The organism is Devosia sp. J2-20 (assembly GCF_055808475.1).
In genome coordinates this window covers 2743846-2770210 of record NZ_CM147870.1, presented here as the reverse complement: position 1 = coordinate 2770210, position 26365 = coordinate 2743846, and the positions used below count along the sequence as shown (strand labels likewise).

Annotated in this window: 25 protein-coding genes; 13 read left to right on the top strand and 12 right to left on the bottom strand. The window is 61.7% G+C overall.

Annotation, left to right across the window (positions count from 1 at the left end):
* Positions 1–84 precede the first annotated feature (84 nt).
* Complete coding sequence (locus tag AC0L37_RS13500) at positions 85–1554, top strand: MDR family MFS transporter (RefSeq protein WP_212658816.1); 1470 nt, start codon at positions 85–87, stop codon at positions 1552–1554.
* 35 nt (positions 1555–1589) lie between these two features.
* Here the strand turns inward: AC0L37_RS13500 and AC0L37_RS13495 are convergent, their stop codons facing one another.
* The 7 genes from AC0L37_RS13495 to AC0L37_RS13465 all read right to left on the bottom strand — a co-directional run bounded on the left by AC0L37_RS13495 (position 1590) and on the right by AC0L37_RS13465 (position 8261).
* Positions 1590–2561, bottom strand: coding sequence for an NAD(P)-dependent alcohol dehydrogenase (locus tag AC0L37_RS13495; protein ID WP_282220827.1), 972 nt, complete (start codon positions 2559–2561; stop codon positions 1590–1592).
* A gap of 82 nt (positions 2562–2643) precedes the next feature.
* Positions 2644–2868 (bottom strand): helix-turn-helix transcriptional regulator, encoded by a 225-nt coding sequence (locus AC0L37_RS13490; RefSeq protein ID WP_282220828.1) that lies wholly within the window; start codon positions 2866–2868, stop codon positions 2644–2646.
* Positions 2868–3332: a hypothetical protein gene (locus AC0L37_RS13485; RefSeq protein ID WP_282220829.1), complete on the bottom strand. Its 465-nt coding sequence runs from the start codon at positions 3330–3332 to the stop codon at positions 2868–2870. Before AC0L37_RS13485 ends, AC0L37_RS13490 begins: the two co-directional genes overlap by 1 nt.
* Positions 3333–3458: 126 nt before the next feature.
* The gene (locus AC0L37_RS13480) at positions 3459–5288 is read right to left on the bottom strand and encodes an ABC transporter ATP-binding protein (RefSeq protein ID WP_282220830.1); all 1830 of its coding nucleotides are present in this window, start codon (positions 5286–5288) and stop codon (positions 3459–3461) included.
* Between the two features lie 226 nt (positions 5289–5514).
* A complete protein-coding gene (moaB, locus tag AC0L37_RS13475) occupies positions 5515–6051 on the bottom strand; it encodes a molybdenum cofactor biosynthesis protein B (protein ID WP_282220831.1) in 537 nt (178 codons plus the stop codon).
* Positions 6029–7357 (bottom strand): MFS transporter, encoded by a 1329-nt coding sequence (locus tag AC0L37_RS13470; protein WP_282220832.1) that lies wholly within the window; start codon positions 7355–7357, stop codon positions 6029–6031. The genes moaB and AC0L37_RS13470 overlap by 23 nt, the downstream gene beginning before the upstream one ends.
* Positions 7358–7493: 136 nt before the next feature.
* Positions 7494–8261: a uracil-DNA glycosylase gene (locus AC0L37_RS13465; protein ID WP_473313107.1), complete on the bottom strand. Its 768-nt coding sequence runs from the start codon at positions 8259–8261 to the stop codon at positions 7494–7496.
* 116 nt (positions 8262–8377) lie between these two features.
* Between AC0L37_RS13465 and AC0L37_RS13460 the strand changes: the two genes are divergently transcribed.
* The 3 genes from AC0L37_RS13460 (at position 8378) to AC0L37_RS13450 (ending at position 12763) form a co-directional block, all read left to right on the top strand.
* Positions 8378–10024: an electron transfer flavoprotein-ubiquinone oxidoreductase gene (locus tag AC0L37_RS13460; protein ID WP_282220834.1), complete on the top strand. Its 1647-nt coding sequence runs from the start codon at positions 8378–8380 to the stop codon at positions 10022–10024.
* A 107-nt stretch (positions 10025–10131) separates the two neighbouring features.
* A complete protein-coding gene (locus AC0L37_RS13455; protein WP_212658807.1) occupies positions 10132–11874 on the top strand; it encodes a tetratricopeptide repeat protein in 1743 nt (580 codons plus the stop codon).
* A gap of 7 nt (positions 11875–11881) precedes the next feature.
* The gene (locus AC0L37_RS13450; protein WP_282222977.1) at positions 11882–12763 is read left to right on the top strand and encodes a 4-(cytidine 5'-diphospho)-2-C-methyl-D-erythritol kinase; all 882 of its coding nucleotides are present in this window, start codon (positions 11882–11884) and stop codon (positions 12761–12763) included.
* Here the strand turns inward: AC0L37_RS13450 and AC0L37_RS13445 are convergent.
* Positions 12760–13773: a polyprenyl synthetase family protein gene (locus tag AC0L37_RS13445; protein ID WP_473313104.1), complete on the bottom strand. Its 1014-nt coding sequence runs from the start codon at positions 13771–13773 to the stop codon at positions 12760–12762. The two genes, AC0L37_RS13450 and AC0L37_RS13445, sit on opposite strands and share 4 nt — an antisense overlap.
* Before the next feature lie 174 nt (positions 13774–13947).
* Between AC0L37_RS13445 and AC0L37_RS13440 the strand changes: the two genes are divergently transcribed.
* The 7 genes from AC0L37_RS13440 (at position 13948) to glyS (ending at position 21412) form a co-directional block, all read left to right on the top strand.
* On the top strand, positions 13948–14655 hold the full coding sequence (locus tag AC0L37_RS13440) for a tRNA1(Val) (adenine(37)-N6)-methyltransferase (RefSeq protein WP_282220835.1): 708 nt from the start codon (positions 13948–13950) through the stop codon (positions 14653–14655).
* A 51-nt stretch (positions 14656–14706) separates the two neighbouring features.
* The gene (locus AC0L37_RS13435; protein ID WP_269368190.1) at positions 14707–15552 is read left to right on the top strand and encodes a S49 family peptidase; all 846 of its coding nucleotides are present in this window, start codon (positions 14707–14709) and stop codon (positions 15550–15552) included.
* A gap of 13 nt (positions 15553–15565) precedes the next feature.
* Positions 15566–15790 (top strand): hypothetical protein, encoded by a 225-nt coding sequence (locus AC0L37_RS13430; RefSeq protein WP_212658802.1) that lies wholly within the window; start codon positions 15566–15568, stop codon positions 15788–15790.
* 52 nt (positions 15791–15842) lie between these two features.
* Positions 15843–16766, top strand: a complete 924-nt coding sequence (locus AC0L37_RS13425; protein ID WP_282220836.1) for a glycine--tRNA ligase subunit alpha — start codon at positions 15843–15845, stop codon at positions 16764–16766.
* A gap of 78 nt (positions 16767–16844) precedes the next feature.
* On the top strand, positions 16845–17405 hold the full coding sequence (locus AC0L37_RS13420) for a LemA family protein (protein ID WP_212658800.1): 561 nt from the start codon (positions 16845–16847) through the stop codon (positions 17403–17405).
* A 5-nt stretch (positions 17406–17410) separates the two neighbouring features.
* Positions 17411–19318: a DUF2207 domain-containing protein gene (locus AC0L37_RS13415; RefSeq protein WP_282220837.1), complete on the top strand. Its 1908-nt coding sequence runs from the start codon at positions 17411–17413 to the stop codon at positions 19316–19318.
* 69 nt (positions 19319–19387) lie between these two features.
* On the top strand, positions 19388–21412 hold the full coding sequence (gene glyS / locus AC0L37_RS13410; protein ID WP_282220838.1) for a glycine--tRNA ligase subunit beta: 2025 nt from the start codon (positions 19388–19390) through the stop codon (positions 21410–21412).
* A 9-nt stretch (positions 21413–21421) separates the two neighbouring features.
* On the opposite strand, the gene AC0L37_RS13405 is transcribed toward glyS, so the two are convergent.
* The gene (locus AC0L37_RS13405; protein WP_282220839.1) at positions 21422–21760 is read right to left on the bottom strand and encodes a hypothetical protein; all 339 of its coding nucleotides are present in this window, start codon (positions 21758–21760) and stop codon (positions 21422–21424) included.
* 240 nt (positions 21761–22000) lie between these two features.
* On the opposite strand from AC0L37_RS13405, the gene AC0L37_RS13400 reads away from it, so the two are divergent.
* Positions 22001–23338, top strand: a complete 1338-nt coding sequence (locus tag AC0L37_RS13400) for a sulfotransferase family protein (RefSeq protein WP_282220840.1) — start codon at positions 22001–22003, stop codon at positions 23336–23338.
* Between the two features lie 39 nt (positions 23339–23377).
* A complete protein-coding gene (locus AC0L37_RS13395; protein ID WP_269368197.1) occupies positions 23378–24382 on the top strand; it encodes a DUF808 domain-containing protein in 1005 nt (334 codons plus the stop codon).
* On the opposite strand, the gene rnhA is transcribed toward AC0L37_RS13395, so the two are convergent.
* The 3 genes from rnhA to ispH are packed head-to-tail and all read right to left on the bottom strand — an operon-like array spanning position 24366 to position 26303.
* Entirely contained in the window at positions 24366–24812 is a 447-nt protein-coding gene (rnhA, locus tag AC0L37_RS13390; RefSeq protein ID WP_282220841.1) for a ribonuclease HI, read from the bottom strand. The two genes, AC0L37_RS13395 and rnhA, sit on opposite strands and share 17 nt — an antisense overlap.
* Positions 24805–25281, bottom strand: coding sequence for a GNAT family N-acetyltransferase (locus tag AC0L37_RS13385; protein WP_473313098.1), 477 nt, complete (start codon positions 25279–25281; stop codon positions 24805–24807). Before AC0L37_RS13385 ends, rnhA begins: the two co-directional genes overlap by 8 nt.
* 50 nt (positions 25282–25331) lie before the next feature.
* Positions 25332–26303, bottom strand: a complete 972-nt coding sequence (gene ispH / locus AC0L37_RS13380; RefSeq protein WP_282220843.1) for a 4-hydroxy-3-methylbut-2-enyl diphosphate reductase — start codon at positions 26301–26303, stop codon at positions 25332–25334.
* Positions 26304–26365: the final 62 nt, after the last annotated feature.

Genomic DNA, 26365 nt, shown 5'->3' with positions numbered 1-26365 from the left:
ACCACATTTTCTCATGGTGTTGTCGAAGCTGGAAGACATCAACCGTCGCACTGTCGACGCTGCTATTTTATTCGAGGGATTTCTATGACCATTGACGCAACAACCACGGGTGATTTGCCCTCGGGCGAGGTCGACAACTCTGCCCGCAACAAACTCGTCATCGCGCTGCTGCTTGGCTCCACCTTTGTCGTCTTTCTCAATGAGACGATGATGAGCGTGGCCATCCCTCATCTGATGGCGGATCTGGGCGTCGCGGCCAATATCGCGCAATGGCTGACCACTGCCTTCCTGCTCACCATGGCTATCGTCATCCCCATTACGGGCTTTCTGCTGCAGCGTATGAACACAAGGCCCGTCTTCATGCTGGCCATGTCGGTCTTTGCTGCTGGCACGCTGATCTGCGCCGCCTCGCCCGGCATCGAACTGCTGATCTTTGGTCGCGTCATTCAGGCTGTCGGCACGGCCATCATGTTGCCGCTGCTGATGACCACGGTGATGACGCTGGTGCCGCCCGAAACACGCGGCAAGACCATGGGCAACATCTCCATCGTCATCTCGGTCGCGCCCGCGATCGGGCCGACCATTGGCGGGTTCATCCTGGCCAATTTCGAATGGCGCTGGATGTTCATCCTCATGCTGCCAATCGCACTGGGTGCGCTGGCTCTGGGCAGTCGCAAGATGCAGAACGTGACCACGCCGCGTTATGCGCCACTCGACATCGCTTCGGTAATCCTGTCTGCGCTGGGCTTTGGCGGACTGGTCTATGGCCTGTCCAGCCTGGGCGAAGGCGAACAGGCCGGTGCGGCCTTCCCGCTCTGGCTACCTCTGGTGGTCGGCGGCGTGTCCATGGTTGCGTTTATCTGGCGTCAGATCGTGCTGTCGCGGCAGGACAAGGCGCTGCTTGATCTGCGCACCTTCCTGTCGCGCAATTACACCGTGTCCGTGCTGACCATGGGAATTGCCATGATGGCCCTGTTCGGCACGGTCATCCTGCTGCCCATCTACACCCAGAATGTTCTGGGTCTCGATACGCTGCAGACCGGCCTGTTGCTGTTGCCCGGTGGCTTGCTGATGGGGCTGCTCGCGCCATCGGTTGGCCGCTTGTATGACCGCATCGGCCCAACCAAGCTGCTCGTACCCGGTACGGCACTGGTCTCGATCGTGCTTTGGGCGCTGACCCGGGTGGATCAGCACACCTCGGTCTGGGCCATCCTGACCGGTCACATCATCATCAGCATCGGTCTGGCGCTGGTGTTCACACCATTGTTCACTGCCGCTCTGGGCTCGGTGCGGCAGGAAATGTACTCGCATGGCAGCGCCATTCTCGGCTCGGTGCAACAGGTCGCCGGGGCCGCTGGTATTGCGCTGTTCGTGGCCTTGATGAGCATTCGCACCGCCGGTCTGGCTGCGGAAGGTGTGGAGCCCGTCAGCGCCCTGGCTGGTGGCATCCAGCTGGCATTCATGGTGGGCGCGACCATTTCCCTGTTCGCAATCGTCACCGCGTTCTTTGTTCGCAAGCCCGAAGGCGGCGCGCCCGGCATGGGCGGCCACTAGACCATCCAGAACGGCGCCCGGCGGGCGCCGTTTTCTTATGGAGCCGAAACCTCGACAACCACAGCCCCGCGCTTGCGCCCGCTATCGACCAGCGCATGCGCCTTGGCAATCTCGGTGAAGGGCACGCGGCTATCGATAGTGGCCCGCAAAACACCCGCCGCCGCCAGATCCCGCAGTGTCTCGATATCTGCCAACAGCTCGCCTGCCACGCCGACGATGATCTGCCGGCCACCCAGCAATTTGCGCAATCCAGCGCGCAGCATCATGCCGCCGCCAGCATTGCTGGCGATCAGCTGGCCCGTCGGGGGCGTCGCTCGTTCGAACTGGGCGAAACTGACCGTGTCCACAGTGTCCATGATCACGTCATACTGGATGCCATTGCGGGAAAAGTCAGTCTGCCCGTAGTCGATCACATGATCAGCACCCAGGGCCCGCACCATATCCAGATTGCGCTCGCTGCAGACGCCCGTGACCTCTGCGCCGAAATGCCTGGCCAACTGCACGGCGAAGCTGCCCACGGCGCCGCTGGCGCCATTGATCAACACCTTCTGGCCTGGTGCAATCTTTGCCAGACGCAAGAAGTGCAGCGCCGTCAGGGCACCAAAGGGCAGGGCGGCAGCTTCGGCGAAATCCATGCCTTGGGGGAGGGCGGTGATAGCCGCGGTTTGCGGGACCACCTTGTATTGGGCGTGGGCGTCATAGACGTGCATGCCAAACACCCGATCGCCGGTTTTCAGTCGCGTCACGCCCGCACCAACCGCCTCGACAATGCCGGAGAACTCAGAGCCGAGAACGCTCTTGCGTGGTTTGGTGATGCCCATGAACAGGCGCGCAGGGAGCCAGAATGCAGCGGGAATGCGGAAGGCCCGCAACCGGGAATCGCCCGAGGTGACGGTGGTGGCGACAATGCGCACCAGCACTTCACCCGACTTTGGAACAGGTTTGGCGATCTCCGTGATTTTCACGACATCGGGGGCGCCATAGGCAGTCTGTACGGCGGCTTTCATTTCGGTTCTCCAGAATTTTGGGCAGGCTTCGCCCGCCGCCTCGCTTTGGGGCAGTTTGTTGGTTCAGGGCCTGGGTTTCAGCCTATTCGGCGGTCTTCTTCCATTGGAACACGGTGCCGATTTCCACCTCGAACACCTCGGCAATACGGAAGGCGGCTTCCAGCGAGGGCGAGTATTTGTTCTGCTCGATGGCGGCCACGGTCTGTCTTGTCATGCCGATACGGTCGGCCAACTCCTGCTGGGTCATTTCGTCGGCATCGAAACGCAAGCGCCTGATGATATTGCTGATGGGGGGCGGCGTGGCCATTACGCGCTGATCCGGAACGCGACGATATGGGTGGTTTCGCGCACCAATTCGGTGATGACGAAAGCCATCAGCACACCATTGGCAAAGATCAACGCCACGGCGCCGCCGGGATCAGCCGGGTAGGCAGCCTTGATGGTGTCGGTGGCCAGCAACCCGCCAATCAGCCCGACCGGGACCAGCAGCTCGAGCAGCCGGAAACCAAAGCGGTCGGCCCGCGCCTCGATGTGACGCTCCATCTCATCGGGAGCGGCATCGAGGTTTTTCTTGCTCATGACGCCGGCAAACACATTCAAGCCGATCATCACCACCAGCGAAATGCCCATACACACCAGGAATCGCACCAGCACTTCAGCCCCGTCCACGATCCCGGCGAATGCTTCGATCCAGAACGCCCCGAAATAATAGCTCCAGACCACCAGGGTAATCCCGACGGCAATCCATGCGTTCTTCTCGCGTAAAGACATCGCGTCACTCCATGTTTGTAATCTATGACGCTATATCATCTAAAACGAACATCATGTCAAATATATATAACACCATGTTGCGGGGACTTAACCTGGGCGACGCAGGTCGCCACCCAGGCCTCAGGGCTAGTTGTTGCCGATAAAGCCGCCCGATTGCCGCGCCCAGAGCTGAGCGTAGATGCCGTTCTGGGCCAGCAGGCTGTCATGGGATCCCATCTCTGCAATTCGCCCCTGATCCAGCACCACGATGCGATCCATGCGGGCAATGGTGGACAGGCGATGGGCGATGGCGATCACCGTCTTGCCCTCCATTACGCCATAGAGGGTGTCCTGAATGGCCGCTTCTGCCTCGGAATCCAGTGCCGAGGTGGCTTCATCCAGCACCAGTATGGGGGCGTTCTTGAAGATTGCCCGCGCCAGGGCAATGCGCTGACGCTGCCCGCCTGAGAGCAGCACCCCGCGCTCACCGACATGGGCGTCGTAGCCGCGACGGCCCTGTTGATCGACCAGACCTGCAATAAATTCCGACGCCATGGCCTGCTCGGCCGCTGCCGCGATGGTGGCCTGTGGTGCATCGGGCTGACCATGGGCAATGTTATCGCGTACGGAACGATGCAGCAGGCTGGCATCCTGGCTCACCATGGCAATGGCGCCGCGCAGGCTGTCCTGTCTCACCGTTGCAATGTCCTGACCATCAATGCTGATCTGGCCCGCTTCAGGCTCAAAGAAGCGCAGCAGCAGATTGACCAGTGTCGACTTACCGGCACCCGAGCGCCCCACAATACCGATCTTTTCGCCGCCAGCAATGTCGAAGCTGACGCCGTCCAGCCCGCCGACGCCTTTGCCATAGTGGTGGCTGACGCCGGAAAAGCCGATGGCTCCTGTGGTGATCGTCAAGGCTGGCGCATTGGGTGCATCGACGACTTCTAGCGGCTGCGCCACGGTCTGCAATGCCTGCCGTGTGGCCCCCAGATGGGTGAACATCGACGACACCGCATCGAGCATCCATTCAGCCATGCCGGTAATGCGAAAACTCAGCGCCAGCGAGGCCGCAACCAGCCCCAGCGGTGCGCCGCCAGCCTGCCATAGCACCACGGTATAGCCGACCAGCCCGACAATCAGCAGGCTGCCCATGAAAATCATGCTTACATTGACCGTGACCTCCAGCTTTTGAACTGCCACGAGTGTGCTGCGGGAGGCCGCAAAGCGCCGCATGCTCTCGGCGTCCTCGGCAGCCTGATTGGCGAACAGCTTGATCACGTCGATGTTGGCGTAACCGTCCACCAGCATGCCGGTCAGATCGGCATTGGCGCCCTGCAAGTCATGCGAGGCGCGATGCAGGCGCGGCACGACATAGACCATCAGGCCAACAAAACAGGCGATCCAGACCAGCAAGGGTGTGATCAGCCTGATATCGATCGAGCCGATCAGCCAGGTCGAGCCGATCACATAGATCATCACATAGGTCAGCGTGTGGAGCACCTGATAGACCGCGCCGGTCGCTGACGCGCCGATATCGCGCACCTGATTGGCAATGCGGCCCGACAGGTCGCGCCGGAACCAGCCGACCGATTGGCGTTGCACATGACGATGCGCCCGCCAGCGGATCAGGGTTTCGGCATTGGGGCGATAGGCGATGTCGTCCAGGCTCTCGCCAATAAAACCGGCGAGGGGGCGGAGCAGCAGGAGAATGGCGGCTGCCCCGAGCAGCTCGAGGCCGTGGTCTTCCCAGAATCGACTGGCTTCGGCCAATGCCAGCGTATCGACCAGCGAACTGGTATAGCCGATCAGCCAGACCTCAATGCTCGCGCTGATCAGCGTCAGCAGCAGGCTCAGCGCGATGACGCGGTGAAAGGGTTTCAGGCTGTCGCCAACAAACTGCCAGACAGAGGCGCTGGGTGTCGTTTCGGCATGGGGCGTGAACGGGTCGACGAGCTTTTCAAAGCTGGGAAACATGGGATGCCCTCCAGGGGCAGATGATCAAAATGATGAGGAGCTGACAGGCAGCCCGACATAGCGGCGCGGCCCGTCTAGCGGTGCGTGCGTATGTCCATAATTCTCATCAAAGATCTCCCAGCATCGTGCTGTCACCAGTCAGGCTAGCCGCGCTTGCTCGCGCTGTCATGACCCAATTTGGCTTTTGCGGGCGCCAGCTTTGCAGCGTTGCCCATCAGCAACACGGCTAGCGCTCGTCCAGCCTTGGCATCAGCTCGACGAAATTGCACGGTTTATGCCGATAATCGAGCTGGTGGGTCAAAATGCCTTCCCATGCGTCGCGGCAGGCGCCACGGGAGCCAGGCAGGCAGAACACGAAACTGGTGCCGATCAAGCCTGCCGTGGCGCGTGACTGCAGCGAACTGGTGCCCACCGTGGTTGCCGAATACTGGTGGAACAGTACCGAAAAGCCTTCCATGCGTTTGTCGAATAGCGGCTCGACAGCTTCGGGCGTGACGTCGCGACCTGAAAAGCCGGTACCGCCCGTGGTCAGCACCACGTCCACCTTGGGGTCAGCGACAAAGCCCTGCACCGCCTGACGGATCAACTGGATATCGTCCCGTACAACAACGCGGTCGGCGCAGATGTGCCCATCAGCTTCCAGCAGAGACTTCAGCAGCGCCCCGCCTGTGTCGGTTTCCAGTGTGCGCGTGTCAGACACGGCAATGACCGCAATCGACAGGGGCTTGAATGCCCGGTCCTCAAACTGCGCCGTTTTGAACATTGGGGTTCTCCTCGTCATTCAAACCGGCCAGCTCTTCGGGGACGGGTGTTTCGTCGACGCGCATTTCGATGTCGTCAGCTTCGGCGCGGGGGTCAAGCACGAAGCTCTCCGGGGTGACCTGGCGATCATTGCCCATGGGCTGGAATGGCGCGCGGTCGGCTGCGTCGACGCTCTTGCGGATGCGCATGCGCAGATAGGCGGTGACCGCGAGCGCACCATGGAAGGACGCGGTGACCATGAACAGGCCCACCGGCGACCAGGCGCCCATGATCAGCGAGGATACGATCGGGCCGATGGCCAGACCGATGCCCAGGATCAGCAGCATGCCGCCGGCAATCTTGGCGAACTCGCCATCCTTGGCATAGTCATTGGCATGGGCGACGGCCACGGCATAGATCGGGTTGGCGGCAAAGCCATAGGCGGCAAACAGCACATACATGCCCCAGCCCGCTTCGGGATTGATCAGCACCGTCAACACGCCAACAATCGAGGCGAAGCCGGACAGCCCGATCATCACGATGCGGCGGTCAATGCGGTCAGAAAGCCGGCCAAAGGGGATTTGCGCGACCGCGCCCAGAATGGCGGCGATGGCAAACAGCAAGGCGATGCCGCTGGCATCCAGGCCACGCTGGTAACCATAGACAGGCGCCAGTGTGCCGAACGAGCCATTGGCCATGCCGACAGAAAATGCGGCAATCGCCGCCACCGGCGAGGTGCGGTAGAGCAGCCCGATATCGATCTTGGCCGACGATAGTGGCCGTGGCTGTGGGCTGGAGGTCAGCGCGGTCGGCAGAGTGGCGCAGGCAAAGGCGATGGCGCCGATCACGAAGGGGATATAGCCCGCCGTGCCGGTCACAGACATGGCAACCTGACCCAGCGTGGAGGCAGCCATATTGATCGTTACATAGATCGAAAAGATCGTGCCACGGCTCTTGTTGTCGGCCACCTCATTGAGCCAGCTCTCCACGATCATCGCTGCGCCGGCGAAGCAGAAGCCCGACAGCGCGCGCAGCACGATCCAGCTGATATCGTTGACCCAGAGCAGGTTGAGCAAAATGGTGATGGTGCCGATGGCCGCCATCACCGAGAAGGCCCGGATATGGCCCGCATTGCGCACGACCATGGGCACGGTAATCGAGCCGGCGACAAAGCCGATCGACCAGCCGGTGCCGATCAGGCCCAGTGAGAGAACCGAGAAACCTTCCTCGGCACCACGAACCGAGAGCAGCAGGCCCTGCAGCCCACCACCGAACATCAAGAGGGCGGAACCCAGGAACAGGGCGTAGATTTTGATTACGGAGGCCATGGCGCTTTCGGCTCTGCGGGAGTGGAGTAGCGCGGCAAATCACGCAACAGTGACATTAGTGCGGCGTTCCGGCACGGGTGCAATGGAAAACCCGCCAATGCCCCCCAGAAATTCCCGCTCCAGCCGCTCTGGACGCCTAGTGGGCCAGACCGAGCGCCTCGATCTTCAACTTCAGGCTCAGCATGTCGGCCCAGGCCTGTTCCTTGGCAGGAGCGTTGCGCAGAAGATAGGCCGGATGCAGCGTCGGGATGGCCTCGACCTGATGGCTGCCAATGGTCACCCCGGACCACTTGCCGCGCATCTTGATGATGCCGCTTGTGGTCTCAAAGATGGTCTGCATGGCGGGTCCGCCCAAAGTCATCACCAGCTTGGGTGCAACCAGTTCGACCTGTCGGTGCAGAAAGGGCAGGCAAAGCGCCATTTCCTCGGGCGTCGGGGTGCGATTGCCGGGTGGACGCCAAGGCACGGTATTGGCGATATAGACCTTGCTGCGATCAAGCCCGATCGCTGCCAGCATACGGTCAAGCAATTGTCCCGACTTGCCGACAAAGGGTTTGCCCTGCCGGTCCTCTTCAGCCCCCGGCGCTTCGCCGATCAGCATGATGTCGGCAGCAGGATTGCCATCGGCAAACACCAGCTGGGTCGCCCGCAGTTTCAGCCCGCACCCGTCATAGTTTTCCAGCAGCGCCTGCAGCTCGTCCAGGGACTTGGCCGATGCCGCCAGACTGCGTGCTTCGCCGGGATCTCCGCCAATAGCGGGGGCTCGACGGCACGCTGCGGTGGTGCGGCGCCCGGCATTGCAGTGGGGGGCGGTGTCGCCGCAGGACGGGCCGGTGGTCGTTGTGCAAAGCGGTCGACCGGCTCTTCGCCCACGGCGATATCCACGCCAGCGGCGCGATACCAATCCAGCACGGCGAGCATTTCGTCGTGATTTAGCGGGTGATTTTCGGTCATGTTCTCTGTTATGTCACAGCCCGTTTGGCGCGGCCAGCCGCGTCCGGAATACAAGAGGCATTCTATATGGCAGAGGCTGGCACGCGCGAAACCATTTCCACTGATGTGCTGATTGTCGGCGCCGGCCCGTCGGGCCTGGCTGCAGCCATCCGCATCAAGCAGCATCACCCTGAACTCGGGGTGACCGTGGTTGAAAAAGCCGCCGAAGTTGGCGGCCATATCCTTTCGGGCGCTGTCATGGATCCGCGTGGCCTTGATGCCCTGATCCCCGACTGGCGCCTCAAGGGAGCCCCGGTGGGCCCCGATGTCACCAGCGATACCTATCACCTGCTGACGGGCAATGGCGATCTGGCCTTCCCACACTGGTTGATGCCACCACAGCTCAAGACCCCCAATGGCGTAATCGTCAGCCTGGGCGATCTGGTGCGCTGGCTGGGCGAGCAGGCGGCCGATCTGGGCGTTGATATTTTCCCCGTGACGGCCGCCGTCGATGTGCTGGGCGGCGGCGGTGGCCCGGTGCGCGGTGTCATTACCGGTGATCTGGGCCGCGACGAAGCAGGCAATCCCAAACCCGGCTTTGCCGAGGGCATCGCGCTGGAAGCCAAATATACCCTGATCGCCGAAGGCGCGCGCGGCTCGCTGGCCAAGCAGATCATTGGCGATTACCAACTGGCCAATGATCCCCAGAAATATGGTCTGGGCATCAAGGAGGTCTGGGAGATTGCCGCCGACAAGCATCAGCCCGGTCGCGTCGATCACTATCTCGGCTTCCCGCTCGACAACGCAACCGCCGGCGGGGGCTTTGTCTACCACGCCCAGGATCGCAAGCTCTATGTCGGGCAGGTGACCTATCTCGATTATACCGATCCGACATTGTCACCATTTGACGAGTTCCAGCGCTTCAAGACTCATAAGTCGGTCGCGCCACTGCTCGAAGGCGCCACCCGCATCAGCTATGGCGCCCGTGCGGTGACCGCGGGCGGGTGGCAGTCCATTCCCACACTGGCTTTCGCCGGCGGTGGTCTGATTGGCTGCGCTGCCGGGTTCATGAACGCACCGCGCCTCAAGGCCATCCACAACGCCATTCTGTCGGGTATCGGCGCGGCTGATGCGGTGGCCAGCGCCATTGGCGCCGGGCGCCAGCACGATGTGATCGCCGATCTCAGCGATCGCGTCATGCAGACCGGAATTGCCGACGAACTCAAGGGAGTGCGTAACGTCAAGCCGCTCTGGTCCCGTCTGGGTACCGTGCTGGGAGCGCTGGCGGGCGGTGTAGAGCTTTGGTCCTCCGCGATTCTGGGCCGCTCACTGCTGGGCACGCTGTCGCATGATAAGCCCGACTTCGCCGGCCTCAAGCCCAAGGCCGCCGTTTCCGGGCGGCGCTATGGCAAACCTGACGGAAAATTGACCTTCGATCGGGCATCCTCTGTCTATCTGGCCAATCTGGCGCATGACGAGGACCAGCCAGTCCACCTCAAACTGGCCGATCCTGCTGTGCCCGTGCGGGACAATCTGCCCAAATACGGTGAGCCTGCACCGCTTTATTGCCCGGCAGGGGTCTATGAGGTGGCTGAGGAGGGCGGGGCACCAGTATTCCGCATCCATGCGGCCAATTGCGTGCACTGCAAGACTTGCGACATCAAGGATCCGGCGCAGAACATTACATGGGTCCCGCCCGAGGGGGGCAGCGGGCCCAATTATAGCGGCATGTAGTCGCCATCCTTGATCACGCTTGTGGGGTGGCCTTGCGGCGCAGTCCCAAAACGGCCAATCTTTGCCGCGAGAACGGGTCCGCAGGGACCAAGGGAGAATACACCGTCGTGACATCGCTTTTGAACCGCTTCGCGCGCCCGGCCCTGGTGGCCATCCTGCTGGCGGCAACAGCATCCCAGCCCGGCTATTCAGCCCAGGCCGTGCAGACCGCCCAATCGGATGCACGCACCAATTTCGACTTGATGCCCATGTTCCGGGCCAGTGTCACCGGCGCCTATATGGCGGGCCAGCAGGCGCTGCAGGATCTGCGCACCGACGAGGCAGCCCGCTATTTCTATCTGGCGGCCCAGGCCGACTGGCAGAACCCGGTTCTGGTTGAACGCGCCTTTATCGCCTTCGCGGCTGATGGGCAGATCGGGCAGGCAGCCTCTACCGCAAAGCATTTGCTTGAGCTCGACCCCACCAATGAGCTCGCCGAGCTCGTGGTGGCAACCGAAGCGCTCAAGGAGCGCCGCTATGACGCTGCAGAGCGCCAGTTGGGCGCCATCGGGCAGGATAGCTTTACCGGCATCACGGCCAGCATTTTGCGGGCTTGGGCGCTGGTCGGCGGCAATCGCAAGTCCGAAGCCGATGATATGCTGGATACGCTCGGCGAATCCGGACTCGATGATTTTCTGGTCTTCCACCGTGCGCTGATGGCCGAAGTGGCTGGCGAGACAGACCTTGCCATCGATCTGGCGAGTCAGGCGTTTGAATCCGAACCCTACGTGGCCCGTATCGTCGAGGTCTATTCGCGCATGCTGGCCAATGCCGGCAAGCTTGATGAAGCCAAGGACGTCATTACTGAATTCCAGAGCCAGGGGCTGAGCCATCCCGTGGTCACCGTTGTTGGTGAGCAGATTGAAGCAGGGCAGCGCCCCGGCATCTTCGCCCCCAATGTGCAGGTCGGTGCAGCCGAAATGTTCCACGGCATCGGCGTGGCCCTGTCGCGTGATGGCAGCCTCGATCTCTCGCTGGTATTCCTGCGCATGGGGCTCTATCTCGACCCCAATGCAGACGTGATTTCACTGGCTCTGGGCGAACTGCTCGACACCGCTGGTCAGCACGACGCGGCCAATCGCATCTATGATGGCGTGCCGGTCACCTCGGCCATGAAACCCACAGCGGTGGTCCGGATCGCCCAGAACCTCGACGCCCTTGGCGATCGCGAGGAAGCCCTGCGGCGCCTGAGCAACATCGTGGTGACCCGTCCCCACGATTTGGACGCCGTATCTGTCTATGGCGACATGCTCCGCTATGACGAGCAATACGCCGAAGCCGCCGCTGCCTATTCGCATGCGCTGGAGATCACCGGTGGTGATCATCCAAGTGATTGGCGCTTCTATTACGTGCGCGGCATCGCCTATGAGCGGGCCAAGGAGTGGCCAAAAGCTGAAGCCGACTTCCTCAAGGCGCTCGAACTCAACCCCGATCAGCCCGCTGTGCTGAACTATCTGGGCTATAGCTGGATTGATCAGGATATGCATCTCGAAGAGGCACTGGGCATGATCGAAAAGGCCGTCGATGCCCAACCCCAGGATGGCTACATCGTCGATTCGCTCGGCTGGGCGTTCTACAAACTGGGTCGCATCGAAGAGGCCGTCCGCACACTTGAGCGCGCTGTACTGCTGCGACCCAACGACCCCGAGCTGAACGATCACCTGGGCGATGCCTATTGGAAGGTCGGGCGCCGTCTCGAAGCGCGCTTCCAGTGGAATGTGGCTGCTGCGATGGACGAAGTGGGCAACGTCAAGGAACGGGTGGCCGAGAAGCTAGCGGACGGGCTGACGGCCGAGAACGCGACGCAATAGCGCCTTGGTGCTCGAACCTGTCACCCAGATTGCCCCGGCAAAGATCAACCTGGCGCTGCATGTCACGCGGCGCCGGGAGGACGGCTTTCATGATCTTGAGAGCCTTGTCGTGTTCGCCGACGTCGCCGATGAACTCGAGGCGGTGCCGGACAATCAGGATTCGCTGAGTATTGTCGGCCCCTTTGCGCAGGGGCTGGGCGCCGGGCCCAACAATCTAGTTTCCCGGGCAGTCGCCGCATTTCGTGTGCGCTGGCCAGATGCTGTGCCGACAGGGCTGGCCATGCGCCTGACCAAGAACCTGCCGGTGGCAGCGGGCATTGGCGGCGGCTCCGCGGATGCCGCCGCAGCGTTGCGGCTGATGGTGTCGCAATCCACTCATCCCATTCCGGTGTCCGAGCTGTCCGACATGGCCGCCGGGCTGGGAGCCGATGTGCCGGCCTGTCTGGTTTCGGCGCCGCTACTGGCGCGTGGCGTGGGTGAGCTGCTCGAACCTCTGCCGCAGTTTCCCGCGCTCCACATCGTGCTGGTCAATCCCATGGTGCCCCTGGCGACCGCCGACGTATTCCGGCGTCTGCGGGCCCATGACAATTATCCGCTCCCTGCTTTGCCATCGCCGCTGACCCGGCCGGTACAGATCGGTATCTGGCTGGCGGAAACCCGCAACGACCTGCAACCACCGGCCGTCAAGCTGGTGCCGGTAATTGGCGAGATCGTGGATTATCTGGCGTCAGCGCAAGGATGCATGCTGGCCCGCATGTCAGGCTCGGGCGCGACTGTGTTCGGCTTGTTCGGCTCCAGCGGACAGGCTCATCAAGCCGCCCAGATGATGCGTGAACAAAATCCTGAGCATTGGGTGGCTGCGGCGCCGCTGCTGGTGCCCGGCGCCTAGTAAGCGCGCAAGACGCTGAACTCGACCACATCGCTGAGCAGGGCGCGCATGTCCGATGCCGGAAGAACCTCCAGCGCCTGTTGGGCCGCCCGGGCATGCTCATGCGCCTTGGCCAGAGTACGGGGCAGGGTCTCAAGCCGGGTCAGGATCGCCACGACGTCGGCCACCTGTTCGACAGTCGCCTCGGGGTCGCCCAGCGCCTTGGCGATAGTATCGCATTCCACCTCGGTGCCTTCGGCCAATGCCAGAATGATCGGCAGGGTCATCTTGCCTTCGCGCAGATCATCGCCGGTATTCTTGCCCAGCGTTCCGGCCTGCCCACCATAATCGAGAGCGTCATCGACCAGCTGGAAAGCATTCCCCAACTCGAGGCCGTATTGCGCCAGCGCCTTGCGACCAGCCTCGTCAGCCCCACCAGCCATGGCGCCCACTTCGCAGGCGGCTTCGAACAGCACAGCGGTCTTGGCGCGAATGACGGCAGCGTAATCTTCGGGCGAGGTTGTCAGATCGCCCGTCTTGGCAAGCTGGAACACTTCGCCTTCGGCCATCACGGCAGACGCAGCCGACAGCACGCCCAGCGAATCGATGTCGCGAGTTTCCACCATCATCATGAAGGCCTGGCCAAGCAGGAAGTCGCCCACCAGAATGGACGCTTTATTGCCCCAGACCATGCGAGCTGCAGGTTTGCCGCGCCGCATATCGCTCTCATCCACCACATCATCATGCAGCAGGGTCGCGTTGTGCATGAACTCCACGGCGGCGGCGAAATTGATCGCCGAACCATTGCCATTGGCGAACAGTTGGGCAGCCGCGACGGTCAACATCGGGCGCAGTCGTTTGCCACCGCTTTCAATGAGATAGCGGGCAAGTTCGGGCACCATCTCGACATGCGAGTCGGCCCGGCTCAGGATCAGCGCATTGACCTTGGCCATGTCGTCCGCAGTCGCATTGAGCAACCGGTCGATCGGCGTGGCGGCAGGCGCCTCTTTGATTTGCGTCAGCACTGACACCGTGTATCCATCCCAACATGCCGACATCGGCAAAATTGATTGAGTCTGCGGTCTTTGCGCATGTAAGGTCGCGCAAAACCGGCCTTTTCGGGTGCGATGTCCCTAGACCAGCCTACTGCCTTTGTAAAACACCAAACGGTAACGCGCGACGCCTTTTTGGGCGGTAGCCTCACTGTGTCGCAGCCCAGGCATGGCTTTCGCGCCGGGCTGGACAGCGTGTTGCTGGGGGCGGCCACAGACGCCGGGCGCAAAACCCTGCTTGATCTGGGCTGTGGCGTGGGCACGGCGGCGCTGGTCGCCTTGAGCCACCAGCAGAGCCTGACGGCCGTGCTGGCCGATCAAAACACCGAGATGCTGGCACTGGCGCAAACCAATATTGCCGAGAATGCCATGGTTGAACGCGCTAACACGCTGGCGGTCGATGTCAGCGCCAAGGGCGCGGTGCGGCTGGCCGCCGGGCTGGCGGACAATGCCTTTGCCACAGTCATCGCCAACCCGCCGTTCTTTGCCGATGGCGCGGGCACACTGGCTGGCGACGCAGGGCGGGCCGGGGCGCGCCACATGGATGCCGAAGCGCTGGACCTCTGGGTCAAGACTGCGGCGGGGTGCGCGGCCGGGGGCGGCGAGATCATTTTCATCTACCCCGCTGAAAGCCTGACACCACTGCTCAATGCCTTTGACCGGCGTTTTGGTGCGCTGACCGTGTTGCCGCTGACCCCCAGGCCTGGCGCTGCCGCCAGCCGGGTGCTGGTGCGGGGCATCAAGGGGTCCAGGGCGCCATTGACCCTTCTGGCCAGTCGGGCGCTGCATGACGATAGCGGGCGCGGTTTCCAGCCCGCGTTTGATGCAATCTTCCGGGGCACGGCGCGTCTCGACTGGTAATCGGCGCCAGCACGACCTAAGTCTGGCAACGACGCAGCGCAAGGAGCGACAATGGACGACACGGCCCCCACGACGCGGACCTGGCTACAGCGACTGACGGGTCGGGGTAAGACGGTTATTCCTGTGGTTCGCCTGCACGGTGTTATTTCCGCGGACCAACGTCAGGGGCGTCTCAACATTGCCAATGTCGGCCCACTGCTCAAACGCGCCTTTGCTGTCAAATCAGCACCCGCGATCGCCATCATCGTCAACTCGCCAGGCGGCTCGCCGGTGCAGAGCCGGCTGATCTCCAAGCGTATTCGCGATCTGGCCAATGAGCACAACAAGCCCGTGCTGGTGTTTGTCGAGGATGCCGCGGCGTCGGGCGGCTATTTCATCGCCGTGGCAGGGGACGAAATCATCGTCGACCCAAGCTCCATCATCGGCTCGATCGGCGTCATCATGGCCGGCTTCGGCTTCGTTGGCGCATTGGAAAAGCTGGGCATCGAGCGTCGCGTCCACACTGCGGGCAACAATAAATCCACGCTTGACCCGTTCATGCCTGAAAAGCCCGCCGATGTGAAACGCATCAAGCAGTTCGAACTCGATATCCATCAGGTCTTCATCGACCACGTCAAAGCTGGTCGGGCCGGCAAGCTCAAGGGCGAGGACAAGGACCTGTTCACCGGTGAATGGTGGACCGGTCAGCGCGGTGTCGATCTGGGCCTGGCCGACGCCATTGGCGATCTGCACGAAACGCTGCGCACCCGCTATGGCAAGAAAGTTCAGATCAAGATGATCGAACCCAAGCGCGGCCTGTTCAGCCTACCGCGCTTTGGTTTTTCAGCTGCGGGCGTCACTGCCGATATCGCTGCCACCGTTGAAGACCGTGCCGTCTGGGCGCGACTGGGACTCTAAGACAATGACCGCAATGCTGCTTCGTGTCCTGATTTTCGCCGCTATCGGCATTTTCATCTATCTTGGTGTCCGCCGCATCTGGCGCGACTGGACCGGACAGTTCAAGGCCGATGATGAGGAAGCCCGTCGCCTGCGCCGTGAACGCGACCAGCGCGAGCGCGAAAAGCCGGGCATTATCGATCTCAAGCGCGATCAGGATGGCCGCTTCCGTCCCGATGATGATGACAAACGCCGTTGACCCTGCGGGACGGCCAAACTAGAGGTTTGTCCCAGTTAGCAGGGACTGCCAAATGACCAACCGCCCATCATTCATGGACCCAAGGAATTCGTTTCAGGGTCTGATCCTCACGCTGCAGCAATTCTGGGCGGAGCAGGGCTGCGTCATTCTGCAGCCCTATGACATGCCCATGGGCGCCGGTACCTCACACACCGGCACTGTGTTGCGCGCGCTGGGTCCCAAGCCCTGGAAGGCTGCCTATGCGCAGCCATCGCGCCGCCCCACCGATGGCCGCTATGGCGAAAACCCCAACCGGCTGCAGCACTATTATCAGTTTCAGGTGATCCTCAAGCCATCGCCGCCCGATATTCAGGACCTCTACCTCAAATCGCTCTATGCGATTGGTGTGGACCCTGCACTGCATGATCTGCGCTTTGTCGAGGACGACTGGGAGAACCCCACGCTGGGCGCCTGGGGTCTGGGCTGGGAAGTCTGGTGCGACGGCATGGAAGTCAGCCAGTTCACCTATTTCCAGCAGGTGGCCGGCTTTGAGTGCAATCCTGTTGCGGGCGAACTGACCTATGGTCTGGAGCGCCTCGCCTGTTATCTGCAGAATGTGGACTCCATCATGGAGCTCAACTTCAACGGCGGCGCCGGCGACGACAAGGTCACCTATGCCGACGTGTTCCTGCAGAACGAGCAGGAACAGTCCAAGTACAATTTCGAAGCTGCTGACACCGACATGCTGTTCCGCCACTTCGCAGATGCCGAGCAGGAGTGCCGGACCATTCTCAAGAAGGGCGCTGAGGCCAACCGCCAGACCATGGCCATTCCCGCCTATGAACAAGTGCTCAAGGCCGCGCATAACTTCAATATGCTCGATGCCCGTGGCGTCATCTCGGTCACCGAGCGCCAGAGCTACATCCTGCGCATTCGAGAGCTGTCCAAGAGCTGCGGCGAGGCCTGGCTGCAAACCGATGGTGGCGGCGCGGAATAGGCGCGTCAGCCATTGCGCTGATCGCAGGGCAATGCCAGTGTCCGCAGCATGTGAAAAGCGCTTGAGGGAGCCTGCACCATGATCGGTTGGATCATTCTGGGTCTGGTGGTTGTTGCCGCCATTTATGCTGTCAGCATCTATAATGGCCTCGTCAAGAACCGGCAGATGGTCGAAGAAGGCTGGTCGGGCATTGATGTCCAGCTCAAGCGCCGCACCGATCTCATCCCCAACCTGATGGAGACGGTGAAGGGCTATATGAGCCATGAGCGCGAGACGCTCGAAGCGGTTACCAATGCTCGTGCGGCTGCCACCGGCGCCGCCAATGGCTCGCCCGAACAGCGCGCCGCAGCCGAAGGTCAGCTCTCATCGGCTCTGGGGCGCCTGCTCGCCATCGCGGAGTCCTATCCCGACCTCAAGGCCAACACGACATTTCTTGAGTTCCAGTCGGCCTTGCAGGGTGTCGAGGACGAAATCCAGATGTCGCGCCGCTACTACAATGGCGCCACCCGCAATCTCAACGTGATGGTCGAGAGCTTCCCCTCCAATCTGGTCGCCAACAATTTCGGCTTCCAGAAGGCCGAATATTTCGAGCTCGAGAACGAAGCCGACCGGGCCGTCCCTTCCGTCAAGTTCAACTAGCCGCAATGCCTGCTTTGTTTCGGTCGATCATCGCCTTGCTCATCGGCCTGCTGCTGGCCGTTCCGGGCGTGGCGCGCGAGGAAATTCGCGCCTATGCCAGCGACATCACCATGGCGGTGGATGGCACCGTAACGGTCACCGAGACCCTCACCGTCAACGCCGAGGGCGATGAAATTCGTCGCGGCATCTACCGTGATATTCCAGTGGTGCTGGCGGGCAGCGACGGCGGCAAGGTTCGCCCCGATTTCGATGTTCTCAATGTACAGCGCGACGGCCAGCCCGAGACGTACCGGGTCGAACGCATGGGCGATTTCCAGCGGATCTGGATCGGCGACCCCGATGTGTTCCTCAACTATGGCAACCATAGCTACACCATCACCTATTCCATGAGCCGCATGGCGCGCGCCTTCGAAGATCACGATGAGCTCTATTGGAACGTGACTGGCAATTACTGGGTGTTCCCGATCCTGTCGGCCCAGGCTGTCGTTCGCCTCCCCGATGGTGCCCGCATTTCTGATGTGTCGGCCTATACCGGACCAGTCGGCTCAACCAAGCAGGGCGCTGACATACGCCGTCTTACCGATCAGACTGTTGCCTTCAAGACCACCAGGGCCTTGGGGCCGGGCGAGGGGCTGACCGTGGCGGTCTCCTTTGACAAGGGTGTCATCGTATATCCCACCGGCGTTGCGGCATTGAGCCAGCAGGTAGCCGATCTGCGCGACAGCATCATCCCCGTGATCGCCGCCTTGCTGGCGGCCGCCTATAATGCGCTGGCCTGGTTCCGCGTGGGTCGCGATCCGCAGAAGGGCGTCATTATCCCGCGCTTTCACGCGCCGGCCGGATTTTCGCCCGCTCTGGTCCACTACATCCACAAATGGGGTTTTAGCGACAGTGGCTGGACCGCGCTGACCGCCGCAATCTTCAATCTGGGCGTCAAAGGCCTGATCACTATTGATAATTCCACCAAGAACCTCCGGCTGGCCAGAACGGGGAAACAGCCCGCCGAAACCTTGCCGCCCGGTGAGGAAGTGGTGTTTGAGTATCTGCAGTCGCGAGACGCCGTCGTGATCAACAAGTCCACCGGTCCCGAACTCGCCAAGCGCCGCAATGCCTTCACCACGGCCATCACACAGGAAAACCGGCTTGTCTGGTTCAAGAACAATACCGGCTATTCCGTGCTTGGCTATCTGCTCGGTATTGGTTTGCTGGCAGGCATGGTGTTCCTCGACATTCTCGATCCGCTTTGGCTGATTGGCTCGGTCGCGCTGGGCATCCTGCTGTCCTCACTGGGTGGCCTGATCTCCAAGGGCTTTCAAAAGCGCTATCTGTCGCGTGTCTTCATTGCCATCTGGGTGCTCATTGCCGGCGTCAATATTGTGGGGCTGGCGTTTGACAGTCTCACCAGCCTGACCATCAATGTTGCCTCGGTCTCTGCAGTCTCAATCGTCATTGTCACCATCGTGTTCGCCTTCCTGATGCGGGCGCCCACGCTGCAGGGACGCAAGGTGATGGACGAAATCGACGGCCTCAAAATGTACCTTGAGACAGCCGAAAAAGACCGCATGAACATGAGCGACGTGCCGCCCATGACGGTGGAGCGCTTTGAGCGCTTGCTGCCATTCGCCATCGCGTTGCAGGTGGAAAAGCCCTGGAGCGAGCACTTCGAAGCTGAGTTGGCTCGTCACGCTGTGGTCGATGCGCCGGATCACTACGCCCCCGGCTGGTATAGCGGCGGCAATGTTGGCCGAGCCCGTAGCGCTGCCTCCAACATGACGACCGCGGTCAGCGCCGCAGCCAGCTCAATGACGGCGGCCATGGTTGCCGCTCAACCAGTGCAATCGAGCTCGTCCGGGTCATCCGGCGGTGGGTTTTCTGGCGGCGGTGGCGGCGGTGGCGGTGGCGGCGGTTGGTAATCGTCTTGTAGACATCGCCGCCCGCCCAAGTTAAGCAAATCCGCGCCTTTCTAACCCTTGGTATCCCCTATGCCCGAACTGCTGCTCGAACTCTTTTCCGAGGAAATCCCGGCCCGCCTGCAACGGCGCGCGGCCGATGACCTCAAGAAATTGGTCACCAATGCACTGGTCGATGCCGGTCTGGTCTATGAGGGTGCCAAGGCTTTCGTGACGCCACGCCGCCTGGCGCTGACCGTCACCGGCTTGCCTGCGCGCTCGCCCGATACCCGCGAAGAAAAGAAGGGCCCCAAGGTTGGCGCGCCGCAGCAGGCCATTGATGGCTTTTTGCGCGGGGCAGGGCTGACCTCGATTGATCAGGCCAAGGTCGAGAGCGATCCGAAAAAGGGTGATTTCTACGTCGCGCTGATCGAAAAGCCCGGCGCTGATGCCGTGACGCTCTTGTCGACCATACTGCCAAAAGTGCTGACCGACTTCCCATGGTCGAAGTCCATGCGCTGGGGCAGTGGCAGCTTCAACTGGGTGCGCCCGCTGCGCGCCATCACCGCGACTTTCGGCGCGGAGAACGAAGAGCCCATCGTCATCCCGTTTGACTCCAATGAACTGACCTCGGGCCAAACCACCTTTGGTCACCGCTTTCTGGCGCCCGAGCCGATCAAGGTACGTCGTTTCGATGACTATGTGACCGCGCTGGAGCGCGCCAAGGTCGTGCTCGACATTGACCGTCGCAAGGACATCATCAAGACCGACGCCGAGCAGCTGGCCTTTGCCCAGGGGCTGACCGTGATCACTGATGAAGGCCTGCTCGAAGAGGTTGCGGGTCTGGTCGAATGGCCCGTCGTGATGATGGGCACATTCGAACCCGATTTCCTCAAATTGCCTGAAGAAGTCATCATCGCCACCATTCGCGCCAATCAGAAATGTTTCTGCCTGCGTGACGCCAGCGGCAAGCTGGCGCCCAATTTCATCATCACCGCCAATACCGAAGCCAGCGATGGCGGCACGGTGATCACCGCGGGCAATGAGCGCGTCATTCGCGCCCGGCTCAGCGACGCCATGTTCTTCTACGAAGGCGATCTGGCGCTGCCGCTTGAACACGGTCTACCCAAGCTCGAAGACACCGTGTTCCACGCCAAGCTGGGCAGCCAGTTTGCCCGCGTCGAGCGACTGGTGAAGCTGGCCGGTGAGATCGCACCAAAGGTCGGTGCCGATCCCGAGCGCGCCAAGCGTGCCGCCATGATTGCCAAGGCCGATCTGACCACCGGCATGGTCGGTGAGTTTCCCGAACTGCAGGGGCTCATGGGGCGCTATTACGCCGCCGCCCAGGGCGAGCCCGCCGACATCGCGACGGCCGTCGAAATGCACTACAAGCCGCTCGGCCCCACCGACAAGGTGCCCACCGAGCCGACCTCGATTGCCGTGGCACTGGCCGACAAGCTCGACCTGCTGACCGGCTTCTGGGCCATCGATGAAAAGCCTACCGGTTCGCGGGATCCGTTTGCCCTGCGCCGCGCCGCGCTCGGCGTGATCCGCATCATCATCGAGAACAATCTCAAGCTGCCGCTCACGGTGGAAGCCGATCTGCTGGCATTCTTCCATGATCGCCTCAAAGTCATGTTGCGTGATACCGGCGCCCGCCATGATCTGGTCGATGCCGTGATAGCCGAAGACAGCGATGACATGCTGCAGATTGCCCAGCGCGCTGAGGCACTCTCGACCCTGCTGTCATCCTCCGATGGCCAGAACCTGCTGGCGGGCTACAAGCGCGCTGCCAATATTCTGGCTGCCGAAGAGAAAAAGGACGGCACCAGCTATGCCGGTACCGTCTCCCAGGATGCACTCAAGCTGCCCGAAGAAACTGCGCTGGCCTTTGCCGTTGATGCCGTCAACGCCGCCGTGAGCACCCACGTGGCCCAGGATGACTATAAGGGCGCAATGGCCGAACTGGCCTCGTTGCGGGGCCCTGTGGATGCGTTCTTTACCGCCGTAATGGTCAATGACGACGACGCCGCCGTGCGCACCAACCGACTAAACCTGCTGGCACGCCTGCGCGACACCATGCATCTGGTTGCCGATTTCTCCAAGGTCGCCGGCTAGGCAATTCGCCTAGCCCTGGGGCAGGGCGCATTTGAGCGCGCCCATGCTGGTCTCGAAGTCGAAGACCGTGTCGCCATAGTCGTCGGTGACGAAGTGGCCGGTCAGACCGATGTCGGCCAGCGGACCACTCTGTGCCGTGACATGGGAGCCTGATGAGGTGACCTGACCTTGCCCGCGCGGAATGGTTTCGGAGGCAATGTCATAATCGCCGGCCACAAACAGGCTCAGCGTGCCAAAGGCCGCGCCGTGGCCATCAATGCAGACATAGATGCCCGGCGGCGGGAATTGCGCCAGCGCAGGCGCAGTCAGCGCCAGAAAACTCAGCATCAGTGAGACAAGCCATTTCATGGCGCTGACTCAGCCCGTTTCGGCGTGCGCATGCAAGTCATACTCCCGTGACTGGCCGCCAATGACGGGCTTGGCCTGGGGGCTGGTCGGCGCATTACCGGCGTTACGAATCTGTAATGCACTGTAACTTGTGGTGCCGGCTCAACCTCACCACAGTGCCGACGTCGCCTCCTCCCGGCGACCTGTTGAGAATTCCCAGCCTTGAAACTTGCACTATCCCCTCTCGAGGGCGCCTGGCACATGGTGTCTGCCCGGCGCTTTGTCGACGCCAGTCGCATTGCCCGCCAGATATTGAGCGATGATCCCGACAACCCCTCTGCCATGGTCTGCGTCGCCATGGCCGAATGGGAACTAGGCCATCCGGTGCAAGAGTGCATCGCCTTGCTGGAGCGCGCCGTGACGCTGGCGCCCGGCACGGCGCCCTATTGGCACAATCTGGCGACGCTGCAGGCATCCAGCGGCGATATGGCTGGTGCGCGTGACAGCTTTGCCCAAGCGCTGCGCATCCGGCCTGACGATACCATGGCGTTTTATGCACTGGTCCAGAACCAACGCTTCACCACCGAGGATCAGACGGTCCGCGATATGCTCACGCTTTATGGCTCTGGCACGCTCGCCCGTCAGGCGCTGGAGTTTTTGTGCTTTGGCCTGGCCAAGGTCTATGCCGATCTGGGCAATCATGCCCGGGCCATGCATTTCTGCATCGAGGCCAACTGGCTGGCCGATCGCCGCTATGACAATGGCCCTCAGCGCCAGCGCATGCAGAGCCTGACGGCACAGGCTGAAGCTGGAACAATACCGCAGGCGCGTGGCAAACCACCGGGCCCCGCGCCGGTGTTCATTGTGGGCATGCCGCGCTCGGGAACGACCCTGGCCGAAGCGATCCTCAACCGTCATCCCGCCGTGTTCGCGCTGGGCGAAACCCCAACTCTGGGTGCGCTCGAGCACAACCTGCTCCAGGGAAAGCCGGATCGATTGACGCAATTGGGCCGCGACACACTGCGGGCCAGCGCCGAACAGGGCCTGCGCGCCATGCGCGCCGGTGCCCCTGAAGGGACCCGCGTGCTCACCGACAAAACGCCCGACAATGCCTTCCGGGTGGGGCTGATCGCGGCGCTGTTTCCCAACGCGCGGATCATTCACATGCGGCGCCATCCACTCGATTGCGGCCTTTCCAACCTGTTCACCCGGTTCAACGCTGGCCACGGCTTTGCCTTTCGTCAGACCGACCTGGGCGAGCGCATCCGCCAGACGGCCGATATCATGACGCTGTGGAAGCGCACGCTGAACCTGCCCATTCTTGATCTCAGTTACGAGATGCTGGTCGCCGACCCCGATGGTCAATCGCGGCGGCTGATCGACTTTGTCGGTCTGGACTGGGATGATGCCTGTCTTACGCCCGAGCGCGATAGCCGCCAGATCCACACCGCCAGCCAGTGGCAGGTGCGCCAGAAGATTTATTCGCGCTCTGTCGGCAAGTTCGAGGGATACAAAGAGTGGCTTGGACCGTTGGTAAAGGCGATGGGCGGCCAGGACTGGATCGACAGTGAGGCTCAGGACCAGTTGCGCGCCGGCTAGTCATCGCTATGGTCGGGCCTTGTATATGGGGGATTCTCGATGAGCGTCGGACTGCTTGCACTGCTTGATGATGTTGCCGGTCTGGTCAAGGTGGCCGCTGCGTCACTGGACGATATTGCCGGACAGGCTGCCAAGGCCGGGGTCAAGGCAGCAGGCGCGGTGATCGACGATGCGGCGGTGACGCCGCGCTATGTTGACGGCTTCAGCGCAGATCGCGAGCTTCCCATTGTCGGGGCCATCGCGCGCGGCTCAATCAAGAACAAGCTCATCATCCTGTTGCCGGCAGCACTGGTGCTCAGCACGTTCGTGCCTTGGCTCATCACCCCGCTGCTGATGATCGGCGGGGCCTATCTCTGTTATGAGGGCGCCGAGAAAGTGTTCCATGCCCTCGCGCCGCATGAGGCAGAGGCCCATGAGGCTGGTCTTGAACCTGTCGCCGTCAATGCCGAGGCGCTTGAAGACCAGAAGATCGCTGGCGCGATCCAGACCGATTTCATCCTGTCCGCGGAAATCATGACCATTGCCCTCTCGGCCATTGAGGCGCCAGACGTCATCTCGCGCGCCTTGATCCTGGCTCTGGTGGCCATTGGCATCACCGTGGTGGTCTATGGCGGTGTTGCTTTGATCGTGAAGGGAGACGACTTCGGCCTGTGGATGGCCAAGAATGGCCGTACCGGCGCAGGCCGCGGTTTTGGCCGGGCACTGGTCAAGGGCATGCCTGCGTTCATGCAGGCTCTAAGCGTGGTCGGCACCGCCGCCATGATCTGGGTCGGCGGCGGCATCATTGCCCATGGTCTGGTCGAATTCGGCATCACCGGGCCCGAGCACTTCATCGAAGGCGCGTCCGAGTGGGCCGCGCACGCTCTGCCCGCTATTGCAGGGTTTGCGGGCTGGTTCATGATGGCGCTGATCGACGGGATCGGTGGCCTGATCCTGGGCGGTCTGTTGATCCCTGTCGTGGGCTTTGTCATCGCCCCGATCGCCAAGGCACTCAAGCCACTGGCCCAGACCGTGCTGAACCGGCGCCCTAGCGACCGTTCTTGAACGGCGCCATGCCATCATTGGCGAGCTGATCGGCGCGCTCGTTCAGATCGTGTCCGGCATGGCCCTTGACCCAGCGCCAGTCAATGCTGTGGCGCTTGGTGGCCTCATCGAGCGCCTGCCAGAGTTCGAGGTTCTTGACCGGCTTCTTGTCGGCCGTGCGCCAGCCGTTTTTCTTCCAGCCCTTCATCCAGCTTTGCACGCCGTTCTTGACATATTGGCTGTCGGTGTGGAGTTCGATCTCGCAGGGTCGCGTCAACGCGTTGAGCGCCTCAATGGCGGCGGTCAGTTCCATTTTGTTGTTGGTGGTCAGCTCAGCGCCGCCGCACAATTCCTTGGTCTTGTCGCCATATTGCAGAATGGCGCCCCAGCCACCGGGGCCAGGATTGCCCGAACAGGCGCCGTCAGTGTGGATAATCACCGTGTCAGTCATGCGCCCTCGGCCGGTTATAGACGTGGAACTGGCAGACAAGTCCCCCTGGCTCCGTTTCCAGATGCGTCGGCACCATGCCGATCCGCCTTAGCACTGCCAGCGAGGGCTCATTGCGCGTATCGGCAAAGCCGATGAAGTGGTTATGCTCGGTCTCGGCAAAGATCCAGTCGCGCAGTGCCGATGCCGCTTCTGTCGCATAACCCTGACCATGGTGCTTACCAAACAGGGCATATCCTAGCTCGGGTTCGCCTGTGCGGGGATAAATCCCATAGCCCGCTCGTCCGATCAGGACACCGTCGGATTTGCGCGTCACCCGCAACTTGCCCAGCTGGCGGGTTTCGAACAGTTCGATCCAGCCTGCCAGCGCCGCTTCTGCCTGCGCCTGGGACCAGGGTTCGCCGCTGGCGCTGAGATATCTGGCAATCTCGGGATCGCCATGCAGGCGAACCAGATCTGGCAGTTGATCCATCGACCATCCAGACAGCAACAAGCGGTCGGTCTCAATCAAGACGCGATCGATCATTGCGTGGCGGCAGCTTCGATCGCCCGCAGCTCGCGCGGAATGTTGAAGGCGATGTTTTCCTTGGCGGTCACCCGGGCCTCAACCTTGATGTCATAGCGTTGGGCAAAGGCTTCGATCACCTCGTCGACCAGCTTCTCGGGCGCCGAAGCCCCCGCTGATACGCCCAGTGTCCTGATGCCCTCAAACCGTGCCCAGTCAATTTCCGACGCACGGTCCACCAGCATGGAGACCTTGCAGCCTGCTCTTTCGGCGACTTCCACAAGACGCAGCGAATTGGATGAATTGGGCGAGCCAACAACGATCATGGCATCCACCTCGGGCGCGACGGCCTTGATGGCCTCCTGCCGGTTGGTGGTAGCGTAGCAGATGTCTTCCTTGTGCGGGCCATTGATGGCCGGAAAGCGTTCCTTGAGCGCGTTGACGATCTCGCGGGTGTCGTCAACCGACAGTGTGGTCTGGGTGACAAACGCCAGCGTGTCGGGATCGCGCGGCTCAAACACCATGGCATCGGCCACGGTCTCGATCAGCGTGATGGCGCCAAGCGGCAATTGCCCCATAGTGCCCACGACTTCAGGATGGCCCTTGTGGCCGATCAGCACGATTTCGTGACCTTCGGCAAAATGACGCTGCGCCTCGACATGCACCTTGCTCACCAGCGGGCAGGTGGCGTCCAGAAAGAACATATTGCGGCTCTTGGCATCAGCCGGCACAGATTTCGGAACGCCATGAGCCGAGAACACCACCGGTGCTTCGGTCTCCGGTATTTCGCTCAATTCCTCGACAAAAATGGCGCCTTTGTCACGCAGACCATCGACCACATATTTGTTATGAACGATGGCGTGACGCACATAGACAGGAGCGCCGTATTTCTCGAGGGCGAGTTCAACAATCTGGATGGCGCGATCGACCCCGGCGCAAAAACCGCGGGGGGCGCAGAGCAGAATGTCTAGTTGTGGCCGCTTTTCCATATGAGATGAGATGCTTTCGTCACGCCGGCAAGTCAAGTCTTGTTGCAGCGACCAACAGGCAC

Bases quoted from the DNA above. Each gene is read 5' to 3' on its own strand.
- rnhA (WP_282220841.1), bottom strand. From the start codon at position 24,812: ATGACTGACACGGTGATTATCCACACTGACGGCGCCTGTTCGGGCAAT.
- AC0L37_RS13495 (WP_282220827.1), bottom strand. From the start codon at position 2,561: ATGAAAGCCGCCGTACAGACTGCCTATGGCGCCCCCGATGTCGTGAAA.
- AC0L37_RS13435 (WP_269368190.1), top strand. From the start codon at position 14,707: ATGGACGACACGGCCCCCACGACGCGGACCTGGCTACAGCGACTGACG.
- AC0L37_RS13415 (WP_282220837.1), top strand. From the start codon at position 17,411: ATGCCTGCTTTGTTTCGGTCGATCATCGCCTTGCTCATCGGCCTGCTG.
- AC0L37_RS13385 (WP_473313098.1), bottom strand. From the start codon at position 25,281: ATGGATCAACTGCCAGATCTGGTTCGCCTGCATGGCGATCCCGAGATT.
- AC0L37_RS13420 (WP_212658800.1), top strand. From the start codon at position 16,845: ATGATCGGTTGGATCATTCTGGGTCTGGTGGTTGTTGCCGCCATTTAT.
- AC0L37_RS13395 (WP_269368197.1), top strand. From the start codon at position 23,378: ATGAGCGTCGGACTGCTTGCACTGCTTGATGATGTTGCCGGTCTGGTC.
- AC0L37_RS13425 (WP_282220836.1), top strand. From the start codon at position 15,843: ATGACCAACCGCCCATCATTCATGGACCCAAGGAATTCGTTTCAGGGT.
- glyS (WP_282220838.1), top strand. From the start codon at position 19,388: ATGCCCGAACTGCTGCTCGAACTCTTTTCCGAGGAAATCCCGGCCCGC.
- moaB (WP_282220831.1), bottom strand. From the start codon at position 6,051: ATGTTCAAAACGGCGCAGTTTGAGGACCGGGCATTCAAGCCCCTGTCG.
- AC0L37_RS13480 (WP_282220830.1), bottom strand. From the start codon at position 5,288: ATGTTTCCCAGCTTTGAAAAGCTCGTCGACCCGTTCACGCCCCATGCC.
- ispH (WP_282220843.1), bottom strand. From the start codon at position 26,303: ATGGAAAAGCGGCCACAACTAGACATTCTGCTCTGCGCCCCCCGCGGT.
- AC0L37_RS13485 (WP_282220829.1), bottom strand. From the start codon at position 3,332: ATGTCTTTACGCGAGAAGAACGCATGGATTGCCGTCGGGATTACCCTG.
- AC0L37_RS13430 (WP_212658802.1), top strand. From the start codon at position 15,566: ATGCTGCTTCGTGTCCTGATTTTCGCCGCTATCGGCATTTTCATCTAT.
- AC0L37_RS13490 (WP_282220828.1), bottom strand. From the start codon at position 2,868: ATGGCCACGCCGCCCCCCATCAGCAATATCATCAGGCGCTTGCGTTTC.
- AC0L37_RS13470 (WP_282220832.1), bottom strand. From the start codon at position 7,357: ATGGCCTCCGTAATCAAAATCTACGCCCTGTTCCTGGGTTCCGCCCTC.
- AC0L37_RS13400 (WP_282220840.1), top strand. From the start codon at position 22,001: ATGGTGTCTGCCCGGCGCTTTGTCGACGCCAGTCGCATTGCCCGCCAG.
- AC0L37_RS13460 (WP_282220834.1), top strand. From the start codon at position 8,378: ATGGCAGAGGCTGGCACGCGCGAAACCATTTCCACTGATGTGCTGATT.
- AC0L37_RS13500 (WP_212658816.1), top strand. From the start codon at position 85: ATGACCATTGACGCAACAACCACGGGTGATTTGCCCTCGGGCGAGGTC.
- AC0L37_RS13405 (WP_282220839.1), bottom strand. From the start codon at position 21,760: ATGAAATGGCTTGTCTCACTGATGCTGAGTTTTCTGGCGCTGACTGCG.